22 protein-coding genes are annotated in these 20,263 nt (G+C 61.4%); 8 read left to right on the top strand and 14 right to left on the bottom strand.

The genetic code is table 11. The features are described from left to right. Positions 1 to 75: 75 nt before the first annotated feature. From FR699_RS00650 to FR699_RS00625, 6 genes are all read right to left on the bottom strand, one after another. Positions 76 to 513 (bottom strand): transcription elongation factor Spt5, encoded by a 438-nt coding sequence (locus FR699_RS00650; protein WP_154552274.1) that lies wholly within the window; start codon positions 511 to 513, stop codon positions 76 to 78. Further along, positions 513 to 686 (bottom strand): protein translocase SEC61 complex subunit gamma, encoded by a 174-nt coding sequence (locus tag FR699_RS00645; RefSeq protein WP_158853370.1) that lies wholly within the window; start codon positions 684 to 686, stop codon positions 513 to 515. Before FR699_RS00645 ends, FR699_RS00650 begins: the two co-directional genes overlap by 1 nt. A gap of 183 nt (positions 687 to 869) precedes the next feature. Next, positions 870 to 3,257 carry a methyl-accepting chemotaxis protein gene (locus tag FR699_RS00640; protein ID WP_158853368.1) on the bottom strand — a complete coding sequence of 796 codons (2,388 nt, stop codon included), beginning with the start codon at positions 3,255 to 3,257 and terminating at the stop codon, positions 870 to 872. Next, the gene (locus FR699_RS00635) at positions 3,254 to 4,489 is read right to left on the bottom strand and encodes an ABC transporter substrate-binding protein (RefSeq protein ID WP_154552277.1); all 1,236 of its coding nucleotides are present in this window, start codon (positions 4,487 to 4,489) and stop codon (positions 3,254 to 3,256) included. Before FR699_RS00635 ends, FR699_RS00640 begins: the two co-directional genes overlap by 4 nt. Before the next feature lie 158 nt (positions 4,490 to 4,647). Continuing rightward, positions 4,648 to 5,808, bottom strand: a complete 1,161-nt coding sequence (gene ftsZ / locus FR699_RS00630) for a cell division protein FtsZ (protein ID WP_154552278.1) — start codon at positions 5,806 to 5,808, stop codon at positions 4,648 to 4,650. A gap of 134 nt (positions 5,809 to 5,942) precedes the next feature. Next, on the bottom strand, positions 5,943 to 6,581 hold the full coding sequence (locus FR699_RS00625) for an FAD-dependent oxidoreductase (protein WP_158853366.1): 639 nt from the start codon (positions 6,579 to 6,581) through the stop codon (positions 5,943 to 5,945). 124 nt (positions 6,582 to 6,705) lie between these two features. Here FR699_RS00625 and FR699_RS00620 point away from each other — a divergent pair, with 124 nt between their 5' ends. From FR699_RS00620 to FR699_RS00600, 5 genes are all read left to right on the top strand, one after another. Next, entirely contained in the window at positions 6,706 to 8,478 is a 1,773-nt protein-coding gene (locus FR699_RS00620; RefSeq protein WP_158853364.1) for a 2-oxoacid:acceptor oxidoreductase subunit alpha, read from the top strand. Next, positions 8,475 to 9,338 (top strand): 2-oxoacid:ferredoxin oxidoreductase subunit beta, encoded by an 864-nt coding sequence (locus FR699_RS00615; RefSeq protein ID WP_158853362.1) that lies wholly within the window; start codon positions 8,475 to 8,477, stop codon positions 9,336 to 9,338. Before FR699_RS00620 ends, FR699_RS00615 begins: the two co-directional genes overlap by 4 nt. Positions 9,339 to 9,480: 142 nt before the next feature. Next, on the top strand, positions 9,481 to 10,728 hold the full coding sequence (locus FR699_RS00610; protein WP_158853361.1) for a trypsin-like serine protease: 1,248 nt from the start codon (positions 9,481 to 9,483) through the stop codon (positions 10,726 to 10,728). 372 nt (positions 10,729 to 11,100) lie between these two features. Next, positions 11,101 to 11,676 carry a hypothetical protein gene (locus FR699_RS00605; RefSeq protein ID WP_158853359.1) on the top strand — a complete coding sequence of 192 codons (576 nt, stop codon included), beginning with the start codon at positions 11,101 to 11,103 and terminating at the stop codon, positions 11,674 to 11,676. Between the two features lie 55 nt (positions 11,677 to 11,731). Continuing rightward, positions 11,732 to 11,881: a hypothetical protein gene (locus FR699_RS00600; protein ID WP_233263352.1), complete on the top strand. Its 150-nt coding sequence runs from the start codon at positions 11,732 to 11,734 to the stop codon at positions 11,879 to 11,881. Here the strand turns inward: FR699_RS00600 and FR699_RS00595 are convergent. Further along, positions 11,875 to 13,194 carry a hypothetical protein gene (locus FR699_RS00595; RefSeq protein ID WP_158853357.1) on the bottom strand — a complete coding sequence of 440 codons (1,320 nt, stop codon included), beginning with the start codon at positions 13,192 to 13,194 and terminating at the stop codon, positions 11,875 to 11,877. The genes FR699_RS00600 and FR699_RS00595 overlap by 7 nt on opposite strands. A 99-nt stretch (positions 13,195 to 13,293) precedes the next feature. Here FR699_RS00595 and FR699_RS00590 point away from each other — a divergent pair, with 99 nt between their 5' ends. After that, positions 13,294 to 13,494, top strand: a complete 201-nt coding sequence (locus FR699_RS00590) for a hypothetical protein (protein WP_158853355.1) — start codon at positions 13,294 to 13,296, stop codon at positions 13,492 to 13,494. Positions 13,495 to 13,506: 12 nt separating this feature from the next. On the opposite strand, the gene fen is transcribed toward FR699_RS00590, so the two are convergent. Together fen and FR699_RS00580 are read right to left on the bottom strand one after the other, a co-directional pair. Further along, positions 13,507 to 14,487, bottom strand: coding sequence for a flap endonuclease-1 (gene fen, locus FR699_RS00585; protein WP_158853353.1), 981 nt, complete (start codon positions 14,485 to 14,487; stop codon positions 13,507 to 13,509). 9 nt (positions 14,488 to 14,496) lie between these two features. Next, entirely contained in the window at positions 14,497 to 15,072 is a 576-nt protein-coding gene (locus tag FR699_RS00580; protein ID WP_154552285.1) for a GNAT family N-acetyltransferase, read from the bottom strand. 85 nt (positions 15,073 to 15,157) lie between these two features. Between FR699_RS00580 and FR699_RS00575 the strand changes: the two genes are divergently transcribed. Next, positions 15,158 to 15,592, top strand: coding sequence for a DUF3054 domain-containing protein (locus FR699_RS00575; protein ID WP_154552286.1), 435 nt, complete (start codon positions 15,158 to 15,160; stop codon positions 15,590 to 15,592). 40 nt (positions 15,593 to 15,632) lie between these two features. Here FR699_RS00575 and FR699_RS13050 read toward each other — a convergent pair whose 3' ends face one another. Then, positions 15,633 to 15,800 carry a hypothetical protein gene (locus FR699_RS13050; protein WP_199268263.1) on the bottom strand — a complete coding sequence of 56 codons (168 nt, stop codon included), beginning with the start codon at positions 15,798 to 15,800 and terminating at the stop codon, positions 15,633 to 15,635. A gap of 267 nt (positions 15,801 to 16,067) precedes the next feature. On the opposite strand from FR699_RS13050, the gene FR699_RS00570 reads away from it, so the two are divergent. Then, the gene (locus FR699_RS00570; RefSeq protein ID WP_158853351.1) at positions 16,068 to 17,063 is read left to right on the top strand and encodes an ornithine cyclodeaminase family protein; all 996 of its coding nucleotides are present in this window, start codon (positions 16,068 to 16,070) and stop codon (positions 17,061 to 17,063) included. Here FR699_RS00570 and FR699_RS00565 read toward each other — a convergent pair whose 3' ends face one another. The 4 genes from FR699_RS00565 to FR699_RS00550 all read right to left on the bottom strand — a co-directional run bounded on the left by FR699_RS00565 (position 17,064) and on the right by FR699_RS00550 (position 20,244). Then, positions 17,064 to 18,086 carry a presenilin family intramembrane aspartyl protease PSH gene (locus FR699_RS00565; RefSeq protein ID WP_158853349.1) on the bottom strand — a complete coding sequence of 341 codons (1,023 nt, stop codon included), beginning with the start codon at positions 18,084 to 18,086 and terminating at the stop codon, positions 17,064 to 17,066. A gap of 66 nt (positions 18,087 to 18,152) precedes the next feature. Beyond that, entirely contained in the window at positions 18,153 to 18,380 is a 228-nt protein-coding gene (locus FR699_RS00560) for an H/ACA ribonucleoprotein complex subunit GAR1 (protein WP_158853347.1), read from the bottom strand. After that, positions 18,380 to 18,658, bottom strand: a complete 279-nt coding sequence (gene srp19, locus FR699_RS00555; RefSeq protein WP_154552290.1) for a signal recognition particle subunit SRP19 — start codon at positions 18,656 to 18,658, stop codon at positions 18,380 to 18,382. The genes FR699_RS00560 and srp19 overlap by 1 nt, the downstream gene beginning before the upstream one ends. Positions 18,659 to 18,690: 32 nt before the next feature. After that, positions 18,691 to 20,244, bottom strand: a complete 1,554-nt coding sequence (locus tag FR699_RS00550; protein ID WP_158853345.1) for a cobyric acid synthase — start codon at positions 20,242 to 20,244, stop codon at positions 18,691 to 18,693. Positions 20,245 to 20,263: the final 19 nt, after the last annotated feature.

Here is a 20,263-nt window from a genome sequence, read left to right as displayed (position 1 = left end):
TCGACTCTCTATACCGCGGCCTGCTCGCCGTTGGGCGCTGACGTGGCGTCGACACGACGAGCAGGAAAGAACGTCTTATCGCTCTTCGGAGTCGAGCACCCGAATCTGATCTCCGCGGACGGTCACGGGAATCGGAACCGTCGCTTCGTAGAGTTCGACAGTCACCTGGTCTTTGCCTTCGTCGATTCGCTGGACTTGGGCCTTCTCGCCTTTGAACGGGCCGGCGACGAGTTCGACGATGTCGCTTTCGGCGATCCCTTCGACGTCCGGCTTCGGCGAGAGGAAGTGTTCGACCTCCGCGATGGAGGACTCGCCCTGCACGACGCCGTTGGCGTGGGGGATCTCGTCGAGGATGCGTTCGAACACCGAGGCGTCCTCGGCCTCGACCATGACGTAGGAAGTCAGCGAGTCCGGAGCGAGGGCTGCGTGGACCGCCTCTTCCTCGCGGTTGATGATCATGTCTGCGACGGTGCGTTCCTGGCTGGCGGTGGTCTTGACGGCGTAAATCCCCATCAGACACCACCCGGGAGTAACATCATGACAACGAAGATGACGAATCCGAGCAGCCCGACCAGCAGGATGCCCGCGCCAGCGATCTTCGCGACCTGGCTAAACTCCTGCCAGGAGGGGGTACTCGCGAGCTTGAGCACCCGCACGTATGAGGTGAGATCGTACGGTACGTCCATAGCAGGTGCTATCCACTGATGGCTTTTCTATATTGTGGTGCGCGACGAAGAGTCAGCAGCAAGCTGACTGAAAGAGTACCACTCGCATGGAACGAGACACGCCCAGAAGAACACGGAGCGAGGCAGCAATTGGGCCGACGCACCGAAAAGCGACCGCGTGTATCGAGATGACTCCGAGCGATACTAGCGGTCGGTGTCGTCCGTCTCGCCGGTTTCGAACTGGTCGATAAGGTCCCTGAGATCGGCCGCTTGGCCGGAAAGGGTCTCGATGCGCTCCGAGACTTCCGTGATGGAGGCAGTCTGCTCTTGTGAGGCCCCGGCGACGTTCTCGGCTTCGGCGGCCGTCTCCTCGCTGATCGACCCGACTTCGTCGGCCATCGCGACCACTTCTTCGGTCGAAGCCGCCTGTTCGTCGGTCGCATCGCTGATCGCTTGGATACCGTCGTTTGCTTGTTCGATCTGGCGGACGATATCGGTCAGCGTCTCCGCGGCGTTGTCGACTGTCGCTTTCCCTGTCTGGACGCTCTCGTCCATCTCCCGGATGTCTGCCACCGTATCGGTTGTCCGAGACTGGACGGTATCGATCAGTGACTCGATGTCGTCGGTGGCTTCTTGGGTCTCTTCGGCGAGTGTCTTGATCTCGTTGGCCACAACCTCGAAGCCTTGGCCCGCATCACCGGCGCGATTGGCCTCGATCGCGGCGTTCAACGCGAGCATATTCGTCTGGTCGGCGATATCGTCGATCAGCGTCGTGACTTCGCCGATCCGGTCCATCTCCGCCGCCAGCGCCTCGACTTGCTCGATGGCCTCGGCGGATTTCCGTTCGATCGTCTCGATTTCCGCGGCTGCCTGCTGGGCGGACGTGCGGCCGGACTCACCAGCCTCGACGGCCCCCTTCGACTTGGCGGCCACTTCGTCCGTCGAGGAAGTAATCTCCTCGACCGTCGCCGAGAGATCGGTCATCTCCTGTGAGACTTGCTGGATGTTCTCGTTTTGTCGGTCGGCCCCTTCGGCGATCTGCTGGACCGATTGACTCACCTGTTCGCTGGCGGATTTGATCTCCCGGGCGCTCGCAGAGATCGTGTCCGTCGAGGAGTCGACAGTGCCGGCGAACGCTTCGATACGATCGATCGTCGTTTCCAGCTCGGCGATCATGTCGTTGAAGTTCTCGGCGATCTCGACCATCGCCTCGTACTCGCTGTCGGTCTCCATCCGCTGGGTGAGATCGCCCGCGGCTGCCCGGTTCATCACGGCACTGAACTGCGACGCCTTCGCTTCGAGCGCCGAAGCCATCGACTCGGCGTCGTCTCGGGCCTGCTCGACGTCAGTGATCAGCGCCTGGATGTCCGTCCCCATCTCTTCGAGGGCCGCTCCGAACTCACCGGGAACGTCCTCTTCGAGGACCGGATCGTCGAACCGCTTGTCTGCAAGCGCATCAGCCTGCTCGGCAGCCGTTCCCAGGTACGCCTGCATCGACGCGAACGAATCGTACAGCTGGCCCATCTCGTCGACGCGTGTCGTCTCCGGAAGCGTACTGTCGATCTTGCCGTTTGCGATGTCACCGGCCGTTTGGGCGACGGTCGCAAGCGACTGTGCAGTCCCGCGACCGATCGTCACCCCGACGAGGAGCAACGCGCCGACAGCCAACGCGACGAGTAACGCGATGTTCTGGGAGACGGCCGACTGCAGTGCGAACGCACGCTCAGCGGGGACGTGATAGAGGAGAGCCCAGTCGGTCCCGGTGATCGGCGTGTATGCCATGACGTACGTGCCTTCGTCCATCCCCGTTCCTGCGGAGACGCGTTCGTAGCCAGATGCACCGCCCAGAGCGGCGGTGATACTCTCAGAACCAGTGTTCCCGGTCGCTTCGTACTGGTCGAGTATCGATGCCTTGCGGTTGTCGAGGAGGATCGTACGATCTGCACTGAGGACTTTCACGTCCCCGGTCGCAAACGGCGAGGTGAATTCGTGAGAGCGCGCCTCCAGAGACACTGTAAGGACGACGGATTCAGTCTCACTGACCGGCTGGACGAACGCGATGGCGTCCTGCCCATCGTGCTCGTATGGCCGGGACGTGTCTGTCGGCCCGGAGGCGACGACCGCACCACTGCTGTCGGTCCATGCCCCCTCGACGCTGGCGAGAGACGCCCCAGTCAGGTCGTCGTCGGTACTGGCGATCACCTCGCTATCGGCAGTCGTCACGTAGTGCAACGCCTGGATGTCGGCCGGCAATCCGATAAGCTTCCCTTCGAGCCATCGCTGGTGGGCTGACGACGACAGTGAGTCCGACTGGTCGGCAAGCGAGTCCGCGAGGAACGACGTCGTCGACTGTTTGGTCGCGGCCCAGTCTGCGATCGAGCTGGCCTGGGAATCCGCGACGCCACGGATCTGTTCTTCGGTCTGAGCTTCGACGAGTCCGCCGGTCTGGAAGTGGATCGCCACCCCGCCGACGACGAGGACGGCGACCACACCGAGCAACAGCACACCGAACTTCGCCGCGTAGCGACGCCTGACGACACCCGGAAGCGCGCTCTCGATCGCCACCACGAATCGCTTGCGAAGGGAACTCATTGGTTACCTCCCGACCGGAAGAACTGGGATTGAAGCAGTTCCAAAGACTCGACCGTCCCGTCGGTAACGCGCTGAATCAGGTACGAACTCAACGGCTCCAGATTCGCCGTCAGGTCGACGCTACCGGACGCGCCCTGATAGTTGATCTCGCGCCCGGCATCAGTAAGCGATCTGAGGCGGTCGAAGTCGCCAACTGAGACGGTATGGCCCGTGCCACCGGAGACCGACCGGATCGTCTCGGCGATGGCCGGGCCGCTGGCGTCGTCGGCTTTCTCGGCGGCCCCAGCCATCAAGAACAACGCGTCGTAGGCGTTTGCGGCGTAAGATGCGAGCTCGTCGACGTCTGAAAGTCGCCGAACCAGATCGAAGTACCCGTCTGTCCGGTTCGAGGAAAGCGACGCGCTGTAGAAGCCATCGTAGGAGGCAGGTATGTCACTGCCGAACATGCCGGCCGAGAACACCCAGGGAACGTCGTAGTCAGTTTGGGCGTAGGCGTCGAGAATGCCACGCTCCTGTCCGGAGACACTGGTGAAGGCAACGGCGTCGGGGTCGTTTTCGAACACAGCCTCGATCGTGTCGCTGAACGAGTCTGCTCCCGGATCGTAGCGCACGTCCGCGACGATCGACGCATCGATCGCGTCTTGCAAGGACCCAGCGAGTCCCGAACCGAACGAATTGTCGATACTGAGCAAGGCGACCGAGCTCGCATCGATGTACAGCGGGCTGTCGACGACCTTCGCCATCACGGCAGCCTGCGTACCGTCGTTTGGCACAGTGCGGCCGAAGTACTTTCGCCCGTCAGCCTGACCGGCAGTCGACAGTTGTGGGGCGGTACTCGCGTAGCTGACCAGCATGACGTCGTCTCTGGCTGCTTTGGGCGCCAGTGCGATCGAGACGTCACTGACGAGCCCGCCGACGATACCGACGACCCCTCGATCCAGCAGTGACTGGTACTGGTCGGTCGCAACATCGACGTCGGCTTCCGTATCGAGGACAGTCAACGCGACTTCGTTGCCGTTGATGCCGCCGGCGTCGTTGATATCCTGGGCCGCCCGTTCGACCGTCCGCTTTGCATCGCTACCCAGCGCCTCGAGAGTGCCACTGAGCGGCGCTAGCGCACCGAACTCGACTGTGCCTCCCGATCCAGACGGGAGGCCCAGGCACCCACCGGTGGCCGCGAGCGCACCCAGGCCGGATAGTCGTCCGAGGTAGCCTCGTCTAGTCGTTCCCATACCGAGAGGACAGGAGTTTTTCAGTAAATACCCTTTGTCGCAAATATCACAAGTGATAACATTCCACACACCCACATGACAGGACAGCCAGCGAAAGCGAAGTGACGAGCCAAATCGAACTCACAACCGAATCGGGGCCGCCGTCTTCCCCGAGAAAGTTACTCCACGTAATCGATGTCGTCGCCCATCCGCTGGGCAGCCTTCTCGCGTTCGGCCTCGCTTTTGCCGTAAATCTGTGGACTCTCGACGCCCGTGACGACGATCATGGTCTCCATCTCGCCCTCGTAGTCGTGGTTGACGGAGGCACCCCAGATGATCCGCGCGTCGGGGTCGATCCGATCGTAGATCTCCTCGACGACGCCCTCTGCCTCTTCGATCGACATATCTGGCCCACCGACGACGTTGACCAGCGCGGAGTTGGCGCCGTCGAACTCGACGTCGAGCAGCGGCGAACGCAAGGCAGAACGGATCGAGTCTTGGGCCTTGTTGTCGCCGTCGGACTCCCCGAGGCCGATCATCGCGACGCCACCGTTCTCCATGATCGTGCGAACGTCGGCGAAGTCGACGTTGACCAGCCCGGGCTTGGTGATCAGTTCCGTCATGCCCTTCACCGAGCGCATCAGCACGCGGTCACAGATCTTGAACGCGTCCTGTAGGGGCATCGAGGGGGCGTAATCGAGCAGCCGATCGTTGGGCACGACGATGACCGTATCCGAGACCGAGCGCAACCGTTCCAGGCCGGCGTCGGCGTTGGCCCGCCGTCGCTCGCCTTCGGCGGTGAAGGGAATCGTGACGATCGAGATGGTGAGTGCGCCGGCCTCCTGGGCGGCCTGAGCGATGACGGGCGCTGCGCCCGTGCCGGTCCCGCCGCCCAGCCCGGCCGTGACGAACACCATGTCCGAGCCGTCGATCGACTGCTGGATGTCCTCCATGTTCTCCTGGGCGGCCTCTTCGCCGATCTTGGGGACCGAGCCCGCACCGCGGCCACCGGTACGCTTCTTGCCGATGAGGATCTTCGTGTCGGCCTTGACCTCGTCGGCCAGATGCTGGGCGTCGGTGTTGGCCGCGACGAGTTTCGCGCCATGGATGCCTTCTTCCATCATCCGCGTGACCGTGTTGCCGCCGGCCCCGCCCGCGCCGACGACGGTGATCTTGGTTTCGAGATCTTCGACGACATCGGCCAGTTCCTCGTCGGTCATCTGTCCCGACGTGGAGACGTCCTCCGTGGTGGTCTCGCTTGTTCCGGGCGGGTCGTCTGCGGGGGGCTCCTCGCGGTCCTCCTCGGCGTCTTCCATAGCGTCGTCGATAATGGAGTCCATATTTAAGTGTCCCGTAGCAGTTCAATACTAATTATCTTTCCCATCGTGTCCGACGGGCGTCAGACGCCACGCGTGCCGAATTTCACCGGTTCAGAGGAAAAAGCTAGTCGACGTCCCCGAAGGGGGAACTCCAGCTATCCGAAGTTCTCGACTTTCGCTTGGCCAGCGTCACCGCCTGCGGCCTCGATGGCGTCGGTCGCGACATCCAGGAAGTCCGCGAAGCCGTAGACGAACACCTGCTCGTCGCCACCCCCGGTAATTACTTCGGCGGCGACTGTGCCCACGGCGTCGTCTTCGGACAGAACAGAGACATCGACACCGCGATCGGCCAGAGCGGCCAATCGATCCTCGTGAATCGGTTCGTCGTCGCGATAGATCAGGGCCGCTTGCCCGCCGTCGTCGAGGGTTCGTTCGGCGATCCCGATGGCAGGCCCAACGCCGGGTCCCCCCGCGAGGAGGACGACGCGGTCCTCGCCCTCGTAGTAGGCACTCCCGAACGGGCCGGAAAGAGCGACCTCGTCACCAGGTTCGAGTGCGGCGATGTGGGGGCCGAGCGTCCCGTCGTCGTCGATCTCGACAGTGATCTCGACGGTCTCCGTGACGGTCGGCGAGGAGATGGTGTAGAACCGTGGCTCATCGGCAACCGACGGGAGCGAGAACTTGACGAACTGACCGGGAGCCGCGTCGAAATCGGCCGGGGTCGCGACATCGATTGTGACTGCGTCGGGACCGACTGTGCGGACGGCACTGACGGTCGTCGTGGTTCGATCCATGCGCGGGGGTACGGGTGGAGCCACCAATGCCATTTGGGGTAGCGGCACCCGAGAGCGGCAAAACGCCCCGCACACTGCAGGTTGCAGAAGGCTTTTTCTCGGTGGCGGGATAGGTCAAACCTACATGGAAAACGATCTCAATTGGGCCATCGGCGGGGAAGCCGGCGACGGGATCGACTCGACGGGCAAGATTTTCGCTCGGGCACTCTCCCGTGCGGGCCGGCACGTCTTCACCTCCAAGGACTTCGCCTCGCGCATCCGTGGAGGATATACGGCCTACAAGGTCCGAACAGGGGTCGAACGGGTCGAGAGTGTCGTCGATCGACTCGACATCCTGATCGCACTGACCGAGCGGACCATCGAGGAGAACCTCGACGAGCTCCGAGCGGGAAGCGTCGTCATCTACGACGGCGAGCAGACGACGATGGCCGACGTCGAGGTCCCCACGGAGATGATCGGACTGGAGGTCCCCCTGACGGCTCTGGCCGAGGAGGCAGGCGGGGCGATCATGCGCAACGTCGTCGCGCTGGGGGCGGCCTGTGAAGTCGCTGGGTTCCCCGTCGAGTACCTCGATGAGGCTCTGGTCAAACGCTTCGGCGAGAAGGGTGAAGCCATCGTCGCCAACAATCGGGAAGCCGCGCGCCTGGGTCAAGAGTACGTCCGCGAGGAAACCGACTGCCCAAACCAGTTCAGCCTCGAAACGACCGACGAAGACTACGTCCTGCTCAACGGCGACGAGGCGATCGGTATGGCCGCTATCGCCGCCGGCTGTCGCTTCTATGCGGGCTATCCGATCACGGCCGCGACGGACATCATGGAGTACCTGACGGGTCGGATCGAAGCCTTCGGCGGCGCAGTCGTCCAGGCCGAAGACGAACTCTCGGCGATCAACATGGCCCTCGGTGCAGCCAGGGCTGGCGCACGAGCGATGACTGGCACCTCGGGGCCGGGGATCGACCTGATGAGCGAGACCTTCGGCCTCGTGGCCACCAGCGAGACGCCCCTCGTGATCGCCAACGTCATGCGCTCGGGTCCCTCGACGGGGATGCCGACGAAGCAAGAACAGGGTGACCTCAATGCGATGCTGTACGGTGGCCACGGCGAGATTCCACGCTTCGTCCTCGCGCCGACGACGATCGGCGAGTGTTTCGATAAGACAGTCGAGGCGTTCAACCTCGCCGAGAAGTACCAGCTCCCGGTGTATCTCACGGCAGACCTCTCGATGGCAGTCACCGAACAGACCTACCGACCCGAGCGCTTCGACATGGAGAGCGTCGAGATCGACCGCGGCAAGGTCGTCGATCCCGAGGAAGTCGAGGAGTGGCTCGACGAGAAAGGACGCTTCCGCGCTCACGCCGCGACCGAGGACGGGATCAGCCCGCGAGCCCTCCCCGGGACGCCCGAGGCGGCCCACATGACGACTGGGCTCGAACACGACGAACTCGGCCGCCGGACCGAGGAAGAGGACGTTCGCGTCGAACAGGTCCAGAAACGCCAGCGGAAGGTCGATACCGCCCGCGAACGCGAGGACTTCGACTACCGGGAGTTCGGCGATCCCGACGCCGACACGCTGGTGCTCTCGTGGGGCTCGAACGAGGGCGCGATGCGCGAGGCCCTCGAAATGCTCGACGACAGGGGGATCGACGTCCGGTTCCTCTCGGTGCCGTACATCTACCCGCGGCCCGATCTGACCGAGGCAGTCGAATCCGCCGAGACCATCATCGTCGTCGAGTGTAACGCGACCGGCCAATTCGCGGACTTGATCGAGCACGATACGCTATCGCGGGTCGAACGGGTCACGAAGTACACCGGCGTCCGGTTCATGGCCGACGAACTCGCCGACGAGATCGAAGCGGCGATCGACAACGAGGCTCCACCACAGGAGGTCCGACGATGAGTTCTGAGACACACTTCACTGACTTCAAATCCGACGAGCAGCCCACCTGGTGTCCCGGCTGCGGTGACTTCGGGACGATGAACGGCATGATGAAAGCCCTCGCCGAGACGGGTAACGACCCCGACAACACCTTCGTCGTCGCCGGGATCGGCTGTTCGGGCAAGATCGGGACGTACATGCACAGCTACGCGCTCCACGGCGTCCACGGCCGCGCCCTGCCGGTCGGGACGGGTGTGAAACTCGCCAATCCCGATCTGGAAGTGATGGTGGCCGGCGGGGACGGCGACGGCTACTCGATCGGCGTCGGCCACTTTATCCACGCCGTCCGGCGGAACATCGACATCACCTACGTCGTGATGGACAACCGCATCTACGGCCTGACGAAAGGCCAGGCCTCCCCGACCTCGCGGCAGGGCTTCGAGACCGCAACCTCGCCGGACGGTACCGTCGAACCGCCGGTCAATCCCCTCGCCCTCGCGCTGGCCGCCGGTGGGACGTTCATTGCCCAGTCGTTCTCCTCGGATTCCCAACGGCACGCTGATCTCGTCCAGCAGGCCATCGAACACGACGGGTTTGGCTTCGTGAACGTCTTCTCGCCCTGCGTGACGTTCAACGACGTCGACACCTACGACTACTTCCGGGACGCCATCGTCAATCTAGACGAGACCGGACACGATCCCGGCAACTACCAGGCCGCTCGTGACAAGATCATGGATCCGGGAACCGAGCATATCGGCGTGCTCTATCAGGCCGAGGACAGCGTCCCATTCAGTGACCGCGAGGGTATCGACGCGAACATGGCGAACATCCCCGACGGCGCGCCGGAGCGGGCCGATCGACTCGTTCGAGAGTTCTACTGAACGGGTCCTTGTTCTCCGGACAACTTATCTCCCCTGGAGAGTATTTTATCATCAGATTCAGAATGTTCGCAAGTATCTTTGTTCCATACCATAAATTATAATTTCGATGGATATATACCACACATTCTAACTTGATTATGAAATGTTAGATAAAAGCGGCGACTGTTATAGCAGGCGGAGTTTCATAAAACAACTATCGACTGCCACTGTGGTTACTAGCTTTTCAACGGCACTCTCCGGACAAGTTGTATCCGCAAAACAAGAAGATACATCTGAAAATATTAAATATGTGTCCTCATTTGAACGTGAAATAACTGAGGAAGGAGAATTAGTAACGGATAAAATATACAAAACCATTGATCAGAATAGACTTGCTCGAATAAATGCCGTTAATAATGCAATAAAAGGTCTTCAAGAGAAAGTAACGAAAGAATTTGGTTCTGATGCACAAATAGATGTTCGAACAAAGGTTTTGCAGACAGATAGAACATCAGCTGAACGGGGCATCTCCATTCAACTTACTACCGAGAAATTGGTGAGAGAACCGTCTCAACGAAAAAAAGACGATTTAATGACGCAGTCATCCGAGAATAAGAGGGAGGAGAACTCACATAGAGTGAAGGAACCTTCAGTTTCGATAGAAGATGTTGAACAAATTGTACCGGGAAAAGTATCTGGGCGTTCCCAGGTACATAGTACAACCCACAAATTTAATTCAATTCCAGTTGAAGTTGAATCAAAGACACTCAAACAGACCGCAAAATTTAACGACACCTATCGGCCGATTCCGGGAGGTTGTCAAATAACACATTACGATGGAATTTGGCCTTGGGATAGTAAACAAGCCACAACGGGTGCCCGTGCTTGGGATAACAATGGAGAGCACCAGACAGTGATGACAACGGCCGGCCATGCTATGGAAGAGTCTGACGGTAATATTCGCCAGCCAACTGGTTCAACTATTGGATCTCCTGAACGATATAAAAATGACCAATCAGGCAATGAGAGATATGATTTTGGATTTTTCAGTATAAACTCTAATGCGTCCACTACAGACAAATTAGCAAGGAAGTCTGGAGAGACAACATCTATGGGGATAAACGGCTGTCATACTTGGGAATGGATTGAACGTGAGGGACCAACAGCCAACATTGAAAAGAAGGGAAGAACTACAGGAAATACGAGTGGATCAGTTATCGGCACAGACGCCGAAGATAATCAGGTTCAGATTGATGCGACTCAAAAAGATGGCGATTCTGGGGGGCCAATGTATCATGAGGACGGTTCAGGATACAAATTAGTCGGCTTAGCTTCTTGGGAGTTGAGTGGAAAAGGATATGGTAACGCAGCTGAAACGATTGAGAATAAACTGGACGTGTCTTTCTTTTAACTCATATTTGGGCCTCAACTTCATATATTGATAGTATGAGTTGAAGTGCAGAAATCTTCTCACATCATGTACTGCCGGATTTCTATTTTTCAGTAACGGTGGTCTCCAAGTCGATCCTGCACAGATATCGGCCCGAATCTCTGGTCCATTTATCGGGACAGCGGTGACCAAGATTCAACGGGTTAGACCCTCAAAGCCATTCTGCACCACCGCCAATACGACAACATGAGAAATTGGGAATACTGCTTGAACTCTGGTTATAGTATATGGAGGTCTTGTCACTCTCTAACGCGACTAACAAATGCTTATTCCGGTGGATCTAAGTGTTATTCAAGCATAAGACATTTATCGATCTGCTCCAATCGTTTCAGTATGAAAACAAAACCAATACTATTGACAATGATTGCCGTCGTTATTTTGTTTACTGGTTGTGTTTCAACTTTCGCGTCAGATAGTACCAATACCGCTACGAATGGTGAAATGACAGCTATGAATGTTTCCAAGGCAGTTACGGACAGTGACAGCACGTATATTCCAGAAAATGACTCAGTCCGTTACCGCTCCGCCGTCAAGCAAACAGATGAAGATGACCGTCCCACTCGGGAGCAAGCCGAATACAGCGTCGTATCTTTCGAAACATGGGGGGACAGCGAAGCCGCATCTCTAGCAGCCGAAGGCGTTCGCGAGAAACTCAGCGATCAATTCCCAGATGCGTTAGAAAGAGTGGAGGTACTCGTCAGTCATGATGGGGATCACCGATCCATCACAGTCGCGTACGTAGTCAACAAAGACGCTGATGGAGATATCATCAACACCCCTGATTTCGGATTTGATACACTCGTTAGCAAGACACCGAGTGAAATCACCGCGACAGTCTCGCTTGATGGAAACCAATATACAGCAACATACGATGTGACCGTCGAGCGAATGGAACTCACGACGAGTTGAATCGGCCGGTAACGAGTGTTCCAGCGGAGACTACCAGGCGGCTCGCGACAAGATCATGGACCCGAGTACCGAGCACATCGGTGCCCTCTACCAGAACGAGGAATCAGTCCCGTTCAGCGATCACGAGGGAACCGACGCGGATATGGCGAACATTCCCGATGGCGCGCCTGAACGAGCCGATCGACTGGTCCGGGAATTCTACTGAGCCGGCGGCCGAGGAGAGTTCTTCGATCGTCCGATCATGTACGCGACCATACCGAGCGCCGCGGTGATGAGTGCCCAGAAAGCGAAGATCGCCGGTGCATACATATCCCCGTAACTCCCGTACGGAGCCCACCCCACGGCGACCAACAGCGGTGAGAGTAAAATCACGCCGGTGAGTAGCCACTGTTCCGACCGCTGTTCGGTGAGTGCGAGCGGGACGAACAGCGTCGCCGTGACGACCGCAACCGCACTCCCGTACCCGCTCGCAATCGGTCCGAGTTGCCCGGCGACCAGCGGGGCCGCGATCAGCGCCACCACCGCGACGGCGACCCCCGACCGGACGAGCCACCGGGTATCAACGTCGACACCGAACTGCCTTGTGAGCAAGGCATACTGGACCCCAATCAGGACGGCCGAGAGTGCGAGGATCGGAGCGAGGACGGACGCGCTCAACAGGAGCGTGAAGGTGGCCCCATCCAGTCCGAGTGCGAGCCCAGAAGCGACGCCCAGCCCGGCGATCACGCCGATGGAGGCCAAGATCCTCGTCTTCGAGGCGTCGGCGACGACATCACGCAATCGATTACGGAGTGCGAGACAGCCCGCGAGCAGGACCGTCGGAACGGCGACTGTCTTCGGGACAGCTGTGCCTTTCAGCTGTGCGACGTCGACGCTGACTGCGAGCTGAGCGGCGATACTGGTGAAGACGCCCCTGTCCTCGGCGAACGCGAGATACCAACCCGGCGAGATGGTTCGCTCGAAAGAATCGCCGTACGTTCCATCCAACGCGATCGCTGTCTCGTTGAGTCGATGCTTCGCAGGTGCCCGGGCGAGTGTGTCTCCCACGGGACCGGTGATGACAAGCCGGTCAGCATTGACAGCGTACCAGCGACTGCCCTCACCCTGTGAGTGGAAATAATCGGCGACCAGGACGCCGCCGAGACTCCGATGTCCCATCCGCGGAACGTCGTAGGTCACGACGACAGCGTTGGCGCTCGTGTTTACCGACAGATTCCGCGGTTGGGCCTCGCCACGGTGACCGTGAAGTGCATTCTCGGCCGCCGACCACACGGCCGACCGGCTGACGTTCGCGTTCGCGCGCGGATCGAGTGTGACGGTCCAGTGTCCGTCCCCGTCCTCGTCGAGTTGGATCGTGACTGTTGAGGACTCGACGTCGCTGCCCGCGATCACGTCGTCGGTGCAGACGTCACAGAGCGGCTGGGGTGGTGGCCGTGGGGCAGCGACGAGCGTGATCGTCGCCAACAGGACAACCAGGAGGGTACCCACAGCCACGAGCCGGCCACGGCGGGGATACATACGGAACAGAGGATAGTACGTTGGGAAAACCCTGCTGGTCGACTTGTTGTCTCAGCAGACACACGGCAGATTCATCAGGTCGGCCCTGAAACCGCGACTATGGTCAACGATGAGGGTCGTCACCTCGTCGCCATCCTCGTCGTCGGCGGCATCGTCTTGACGTTCGCCTACAGCCTCTTCGTCGCGGGGATGCCACTGCTCTGGCTGAATCTCGTCTCCGTCCTCCTCGTGTTCTACCTCCTCTGGCGGTTCGTCCGCGCACACGAGCGCATCGCCGACGCACTCGAACAGCGGGAATGACAGCGACGGCGCTCACGCCCAGTCGTCCAGTCCCGTCTGGACGAGCGAGGACTCGATGCGCTCGAACCCGCGTTCGACCTCGCTTGCCTCGACCTCCCACTCGTCGGTGACGAACGCCCGGGCGGCGTCGAGGTCCGGTTCGAGGTCCGTCTCGAAAGCATAGGCGTCGGTGACGGCAGGATCGAGAAAGAGGTCGCGGATCCGATCGGCGTTCTCGACGTAGACATCCTCGCTCTCGCTGACGCCCCAGAGGTCGCCGTGCTCGCGGACGGCCTCGACAGCAGTCTTGGGGCCGTACCCGTGGACGCCCTCGTTGAAGTCCGTCCCACAGAGGAGAGCAACGTCGACCAGTTGCTCCCAAGAGAGGTCGTGTTCCTCCAAGGTGGCCTGAAAGTCCATCAGTTCGGGAGCGCCCGAACTCGTGAGTTGCCGAAGGGTCCGGGGTGCGCCAAAGAGGAGGGCGTCGTAGTCCTCGGTGCCGACGTAATCGACGTCGCCGTTGCGGGCCATGTGAGCAGCCTGTCCCTCGCCCTCCGCCGGCGCATCGACGACAGGCACGTCGAGCAACTCAAGAAGATCCCGTGTCGTCTCCAGGATGACATCGGTGAGGCGCTGGGTTCTGGACTCTAAGCGTGCGACCCTGACCGCATCACCTTCCTGGCGGGCCGCTTCGAGATCTTCTTCGTACTGTTGGCGCTGCTCGCGCCGGCGCTGTACCTCGTCGTCTTTCAGATCCGTGACGGCACCGTCGAACACCATCACGGGCGTGACTTCGTGCTCGAAGAACTTCGGCAATCCCTGGACGACGCCGACGAGGTTGGCGACTTCTTTGCCCTCGGTCGTCGTGTACACGTCGTCGTTCGTCCACTTGACCGTCGTCGTGAGGTAGCGATACAGCCAGTTGTGGGCGTCGACGGCGACGATCGAGCCAGCCAACTCCTCGAAAGCGATCGATTCGATGGCCGCGATGTCCCGGAGATCGGCGTTTCCCATCGCCGCCGATTAGGTACCACGCTGGTTTGAATCCCCCGTCGCTGGCTCGCCGTCCGCACCCGCGGGGGCGGGAACGATCGCTGGCGGGTCGGCCCCCTCCTGGGACTGTACGAACGCTCGCTGGCGCTCGCTCAACTCGCGGTCACGATAGATGGTGAGTCCGTCGCGATACCGTTGGCCGTCACGATCGGCGGCTGTCGAACAGACGAGTTCGGCAAGGCCCGTTCGCTCGCCGGTAAACGCGAGACCTGCCTTGTAGAAGGCTTCGTAGGCGATCGGATTGTTGACGCCGGCACGTACTTCGTCGTAGCCGCGTTCGCTGGCACGAGCGACGACGTATCGGAGCAGCCTCGAACCGAGACCTTCGCCGCGGAGATCGTCCCGGACCGTCACGTACCGGACCCGGAGACAGTCTTCGTCGGTCCGATCGGCGTCGAACGCCACGGCGGCGACGATCACGCCATCGTCACGAACGACGGCTTTGCCCGTACTCGAAATGACGAACTTCCCCGCGTAGGCGAACCGTTCGTGGTCGAGATCGAGTGTCACATTGGCCGGGGGCCAGGCCAGGATTTCGGAGTCCACACCGGCGTGACGAACCGGCCGGTAAAGTGGCTGTCCCCGGATCGAAACGGGAACGCCCAAGTTGTGGGCCACAGTCGCTTGGGACATGGTGTCTGTCGCCGCCACACTCCGGAACCGCATCGATGTCTCCGCCGCGACAGCTATCCTCGCAGCAGGTGACCTGGTTGCGATCGCTGCGTTCGTCGTGATCGGAACAGTCGGCGCCCACCAGGGCTCGCTATCGAACGTTGCTGGCATGCTGGAAACGCTCGTCCCGTTTCTCGTCGGGTGGGTGCTGGCCGCGTTCCTGGGGAGTCTCTACACCGAAGACGCCCGGCGGTCGGTCCTCCGGGCAGTGTCCTGGACCATCCCTGCCTGGATTACGGCCGCACTTATCGCACAGGTACTCCGCTGGTCGCCGTTGACGCCGGATTCGTTCTCGGCGATTTTTCTGGCGGTCTCGATCGCAACGGGCCTGGTGCTGCTTGGACCCTGGCGTGGGATCGTTGCCTACTGGCTCAGCGACGGAACGTGGCACTAACTCGGACGCTCGCCCGAAATTTCGAAAACGGCACTACTCGTCAGCGATAGTCTTCGAGTGTGACTGCCACGGACGACTGTACCCAAGCCTTGTGATCCTCCCGGTCGTAAATGACGAACTCGTCGGAATCGAGACGGAGCGGTGCGTAGCGGTCGCCGGATTGGTGGCGCTGCATGTCGGCCGTATCGTCCGTAGGCTTTGCACTCATTGGTTTTCATGGTGGCGTTTTGCCACACGATGCCTCCTAATTATGTCTGGGCACGACAGACAAATAAAGGCCACTCCCACATTATCAAGGAGTATAATTTGATCGCCGACCAAAAGAGCGTGAAAAGAAAGCAGACAAATACACGAGATTCATATTCGCCGGATAGAGAGATACGTTCGGCACGCTGGTAAATTCAGTACGTAATACCAAGACAGAACGGGGAAAAGTGGGCGAGACGCCTAACTGTGTGCCACGCCTCGAAAGCGTATGGCCGAGAGTGAAGCGCTGTTTCTCGAAAGTGAAGACGTATCGACTCTGGCGACACCGTCGGAATACGTCGCGGCGGTTCGAGACGGCTACCGACAGCGCGGGGAGGGGGCGCCCGCCGAGCCACGGACGACGCTGCGGGCAGAGGACCCGCCGGGGATGCTAACTGGGTATCTGGCAGTTCTGCCCGATTCGGGCGTGATGGGTGGGTACACCTATGCGGCGGGGTTCGGTGAGCGTGACGCCCACTTCGTGCTCCCGGTATTCGACGCCGACTCCGGCGAACCCCTGGCTGTCTTCGACGGTGCCAGCCTGAATCCGCACAAGACAGGGGCAGTCGGAGCCGTCGGGATCGACGCCCTCGCCCGAGAGAATGCGACCCAAGTTGGTCTGTTCGGCAGTGGATCACAGGCCAGCGGCCAGTTACGGGCCGCCGCCGCAGTCCGTGATCTAGAGCAGGTACACGTCTACTCTCCGACGCCGGCCCACCGCGAGGCCTTCGCCAAGGAGATGGGCAACGAACTCGATCCAGCGGTAAGAGCCGTCACGGAACCAAAGCAGGCAGTGGTCGACGCTGACATCGTCATTACGGCAACGCAGGCGAGCGAGCCGGTCTTCGACGGCGAGTGGCTAGAGCCCGGAACCCACGTCACGGCGATGGGCCAGTACCATCCCGAGAAACGCGAAATCGACGCACACACGGTCGCCAAAGCGACGTACGTCCCGGACCTGCGTGCCCGCCTCGAACAGGACGCCGGGGCATACCTGCAAGCCAAATCCGAAGGGGCGATCGACGAAGGCCACGTCCAGGCCGAGCTGGGGGATATCGTGGCCGGGAACGCGCCGGGCCGCACCAGCGATCGAGAGATCACCGTTTTCGACAGCGGCGGGACGGCGATCGAGACAGTCGCCGCCGCCGGACTACTCTACGAACGAGCCAGAAAAGCAGGGGTCGGCGAGTCGATCTCGTTCGCGCCGGCCAGCGACGCAATGTGATCAGAGATACGGTGCGAGGCCGAGTGCCTCGAGGAGGGTAAGGCCGCTTGCGAGCGCACCGAGAAGGTATCCTCCAATCACGCCCCCGTTCAACAGCGGCAATCCTGCGTGGGCACGGCCTTTCAGTACCATCCACAGCAGGACAGCCAGCCCGAGGAAGGTGCCGACCATCGCCGTAGCGGCCGGCAGTACGGTCGTGAATCCACCGATGCCGACCGTCGGGACCGACGCGGGCGCAAAGAAGGCCACCGAGGCGACCAGTACCGTCGGGACTACGGCATCGCCCAGCCCGATGAACAACGCGTCGCGGTCGTCGAAAGAGGCATCCTCGGCGTCAGTGTCGCCGTCTTCACTGTTCTGGTGGGCGGTCTCGGTTTCTGCCGACTCGGTACCGTCCATCGGCCCGTCGTCATCGATGAACGAGTAGCCAAGCGTCGTCGGCGCGACCAGCACGACGGGGACGTTGAGGTCCATCACACCCTCTGCGAGCGTCAGCATGTGCTCGGTGCCGTAGACGCTGATGGCGTCGTAGACCGCGAGCACGGTCAGCAAGACCAGCGCTGGCAAGACACCGAACGTGATGCCGAACAGACCGGCCGCGCCGGCACCCATCACCGCGCCGGCGATGTCGATAACCCACCACTCGGGATAGACGAGCAATCCGCCGCCGATCGCGATTGCGCCCGCCCCCGCCAGAACGTGCACGCCACCGGCCACCGGGAGTGTCACGACTGGCGGGACCAGAATGGAGAAGACGAGCCAGGAGATGTACACCCCAGTGAGGACGATCAGCCCACGAATCGCCCACTCGCCGTTGTACCGAAACGCAGCGAGCATCACGCCAGTCATGACGAGAATCGCCAGGATGTACAACAGACTGTTCGTCGGATCCTGCGGGTCTTCGACGGGCTGGAGGCCAGCCCCTTTCAGCGGTTCGACCAGCGCCAGCGCACCGAGTTGGACAGCCAGAAAGATCCCGACGATGATCGAGACCGCCAGCCACAGCCCTGGATTCCGATCCATGTCACGGGGAAATCGCGGGGGCGGGAAAAGCGATTCCGTTCCGACCGGCAGTTTCGCTCGCCGCTCTCAGCGAGCGTACAGCGTCTCACCGACGAGCGTAGGCGGATGGACGCTATCGCCGATCGTGACGGCGAGATACGGCTGTTCGACGGGGCCGAAAACATCCACGACGCGGCCGACTGTCTCCAAAGACTCGTCGATGACTTCCGTGCCAATGTCGGGATATGTCTCGTCTTCACACTGCAAGACAGCCACGCCCTGGGCCAGCCCCCGAACCTCGCCAGCCCGGCGCATCACTCACGGATCGCGGCGACGTAAGCCGCCACGGCCCCCAGGAGGTCGCTTTTGGTCGCGTCGTCAGCATCCTTGACGAGCACTCGTCCGCGAGTCTCGTACTCTCGTGGATAGGTCTTCTCGCGTTCGATCACCGCGTCGTACCCCACCTGCTGGACTGCCTGTGCAATCTCGTCGACTGTCGGCTCTGCGACCGCCAGATCCTCGGCGACGCGCCGGCCCTCGCTGCGCGTAAGTCGCACGTCCAGGGCCGCCGGCCAGATGACGTTCTCGACCATATCGGTTGGTCGTCGGCCCAGGGGTAAACGCCTTACTGGTCACGCACACCCGATCCTTCGAACTCCGGGACCAGTCCGAACGCGTCGATCGGCTCGACCAACTGAGCCGCCGCGTCGAACGGATCGGCCTCGGCAGGTGAGCGATCCGGGCGCTCGACGCCGGCGTCCGCGAAGACGGTATCGAGAAACGCCGTCCGGAGCGACCGATTCTCGAAACAGCCGTGGAGGTAGGTGCCGAGGGCCCGGCCGCTCGCGGCACTCTCGGGTTCGATCGGCCGCGGAACGTCCGCACGCACCGTCGTCTCTCCCATGTGGATCTCGTAGCCCGAAACCGACCCGCTGACTCCCGCGATCGGGTCGACACCCGTCGCCTCGTAGGTTGCGGCAGTCACGCGCTTCTCGGTCGAAAATTCGGTCTCGACAGGCAGTCGACCGAGGCCGGGAACCGTCCCCGTCGCAGTCGTGCTCTCGACGCCGACGTTGTGGAGGGCCTCGCCGAGTAGCTGGTATCCGCCACAGATCCCGACGATCGGCCCCTCGAAATCCTCGACGGCTTCTCCCAGACGGGCGTCCTGCAACGCGAGCAGGTCGTCGACGGTATTCTTGGTTCCCGGGAGGACGAGCGCGTCGGCGTCACCGATTCTGTCTCCGAGGGGCAGAAATGTGACACGGACGCCTGGCTCGCGAGCGAGCGGGGCCAGGTCGGCCACGTTCGAAAGGTGTGGTAATCGTGGGACGCCGATCGTCACCCGTCGCTCCGGTTCGAGCCCGTCACCGTCACCCCAGGTGCCGCGTTCGCCCGCCTCGGGCAGCGAGAGGCTGTCTTCCTCGGGCAACCCGGGATCGTCGTGGGGGAGGACAGCGACGACGGGCACGCCCGTCCGCTCTTCGATCGCCTCGATCCCGGAGGCGAGCAGGGAGCGATCGCCGCGAAACTTGTTGATGGCCAGGCCGGCTACGCGATCCCGGAGATCGGCGGGCAACAGCTCCAGCGTGCCGTAGAGACTTGCAAAGACGCCGCCGCGTTCGATGTCGCCCACGAGCAGGATCTCGGCGTCGGCCAAGCGGGCGGTCTCGACGTTCGCCAGGTCGCGATCCTGGAGGTTGATCTCGGCGATCGATCCGGCCCCTTCGGCGACGATCACGTCGTGGCGGGCGGCGAGTCGATCGTGGGCCTCGCGGGCGGCCCGGCGGGCGCATTCGAAGTGCTCGTCGTAGTACGTCCCCGCCGGGAAGTGTCCGACTGCCTCGCCGTCGATGATCAGTTGACTCTCGCCGTCCCCGCTCGGTTTGAGCAATACGGGATTGTGATCGGTCGTCGGCACGACGCGGGCCGCCTGCGCCTGGACGTACTGGGAGATGCCGACCTCGCCGTAGGCGTCGGGATCGCCCTCCCCTGGGTCGCTGTCACCTCTCTCCCCGATGGCGTCTGGTTTGAACCCCACGCGAGCGTTGTTGGACATGTTCTGGGCCTTGAACGGCGCGACGGAGACGCCCCGATCGGCCAACCGCCGGCAGAGCCCGGCGACGATCGTGCTCTTGCCGACGTGACTGGCCGTCCCGGCGACGAGCAGCGTCACCGCCATGGCCAGCCCACCTCAGTCA

The organism is Halorhabdus sp. CUG00001 (assembly GCF_009797925.1).
GTDB lineage: Archaea > Halobacteriota > Halobacteria > Halobacteriales > Haloarculaceae > Halorhabdus.
This window is presented reverse-complemented; position numbering and strand designations above follow the sequence as displayed.

Coding starts and splice junctions, on each gene's coding strand:
- FR699_RS00595 (WP_158853357.1), bottom strand. CDS start 13,194: ATGTATCCCCGCCGTGGCCGGCTCGTGGCTGTGGGTACCCTCCTGGTT.
- FR699_RS00565 (WP_158853349.1), bottom strand. CDS start 18,086: ATGGATCGGAATCCAGGGCTGTGGCTGGCGGTCTCGATCATCGTCGGG.
- FR699_RS00625 (WP_158853366.1), bottom strand. CDS start 6,581: ATGGATCGAACCACGACGACCGTCAGTGCCGTCCGCACAGTCGGTCCC.
- FR699_RS00615 (WP_158853362.1), top strand. CDS start 8,475: ATGAGTTCTGAGACACACTTCACTGACTTCAAATCCGACGAGCAGCCC.
- FR699_RS13050 (WP_199268263.1), bottom strand. CDS start 15,800: ATGAGTGCAAAGCCTACGGACGATACGGCCGACATGCAGCGCCACCAA.
- srp19 (WP_154552290.1), bottom strand. CDS start 18,658: ATGGTCGAGAACGTCATCTGGCCGGCGGCCCTGGACGTGCGACTTACG.
- FR699_RS00645 (WP_158853370.1), bottom strand. CDS start 686: ATGGACGTACCGTACGATCTCACCTCATACGTGCGGGTGCTCAAGCTC.
- FR699_RS00590 (WP_158853355.1), top strand. CDS start 13,294: ATGGTCAACGATGAGGGTCGTCACCTCGTCGCCATCCTCGTCGTCGGC.
- FR699_RS00570 (WP_158853351.1), top strand. CDS start 16,068: ATGGCCGAGAGTGAAGCGCTGTTTCTCGAAAGTGAAGACGTATCGACT.
- FR699_RS00635 (WP_154552277.1), bottom strand. CDS start 4,489: ATGGGAACGACTAGACGAGGCTACCTCGGACGACTATCCGGCCTGGGT.
- FR699_RS00650 (WP_154552274.1), bottom strand. CDS start 513: ATGGGGATTTACGCCGTCAAGACCACCGCCAGCCAGGAACGCACCGTC.
- FR699_RS00575 (WP_154552286.1), top strand. CDS start 15,158: ATGGTGTCTGTCGCCGCCACACTCCGGAACCGCATCGATGTCTCCGCC.
- ftsZ (WP_154552278.1), bottom strand. CDS start 5,808: ATGGACTCCATTATCGACGACGCTATGGAAGACGCCGAGGAGGACCGC.
- FR699_RS00610 (WP_158853361.1), top strand. CDS start 9,481: ATGTTAGATAAAAGCGGCGACTGTTATAGCAGGCGGAGTTTCATAAAA.
- FR699_RS00550 (WP_158853345.1), bottom strand. CDS start 20,244: ATGGCGGTGACGCTGCTCGTCGCCGGGACGGCCAGTCACGTCGGCAAG.
- FR699_RS00620 (WP_158853364.1), top strand. CDS start 6,706: ATGGAAAACGATCTCAATTGGGCCATCGGCGGGGAAGCCGGCGACGGG.
- fen (WP_158853353.1), bottom strand. CDS start 14,487: ATGGGAAACGCCGATCTCCGGGACATCGCGGCCATCGAATCGATCGCT.
- FR699_RS00605 (WP_158853359.1), top strand. CDS start 11,101: ATGAAAACAAAACCAATACTATTGACAATGATTGCCGTCGTTATTTTG.
- FR699_RS00600 (WP_233263352.1), top strand. CDS start 11,732: ATGGACCCGAGTACCGAGCACATCGGTGCCCTCTACCAGAACGAGGAA.
- FR699_RS00640 (WP_158853368.1), bottom strand. CDS start 3,257: ATGAGTTCCCTTCGCAAGCGATTCGTGGTGGCGATCGAGAGCGCGCTT.
- FR699_RS00560 (WP_158853347.1), bottom strand. CDS start 18,380: ATGCGCCGGGCTGGCGAGGTTCGGGGGCTGGCCCAGGGCGTGGCTGTC.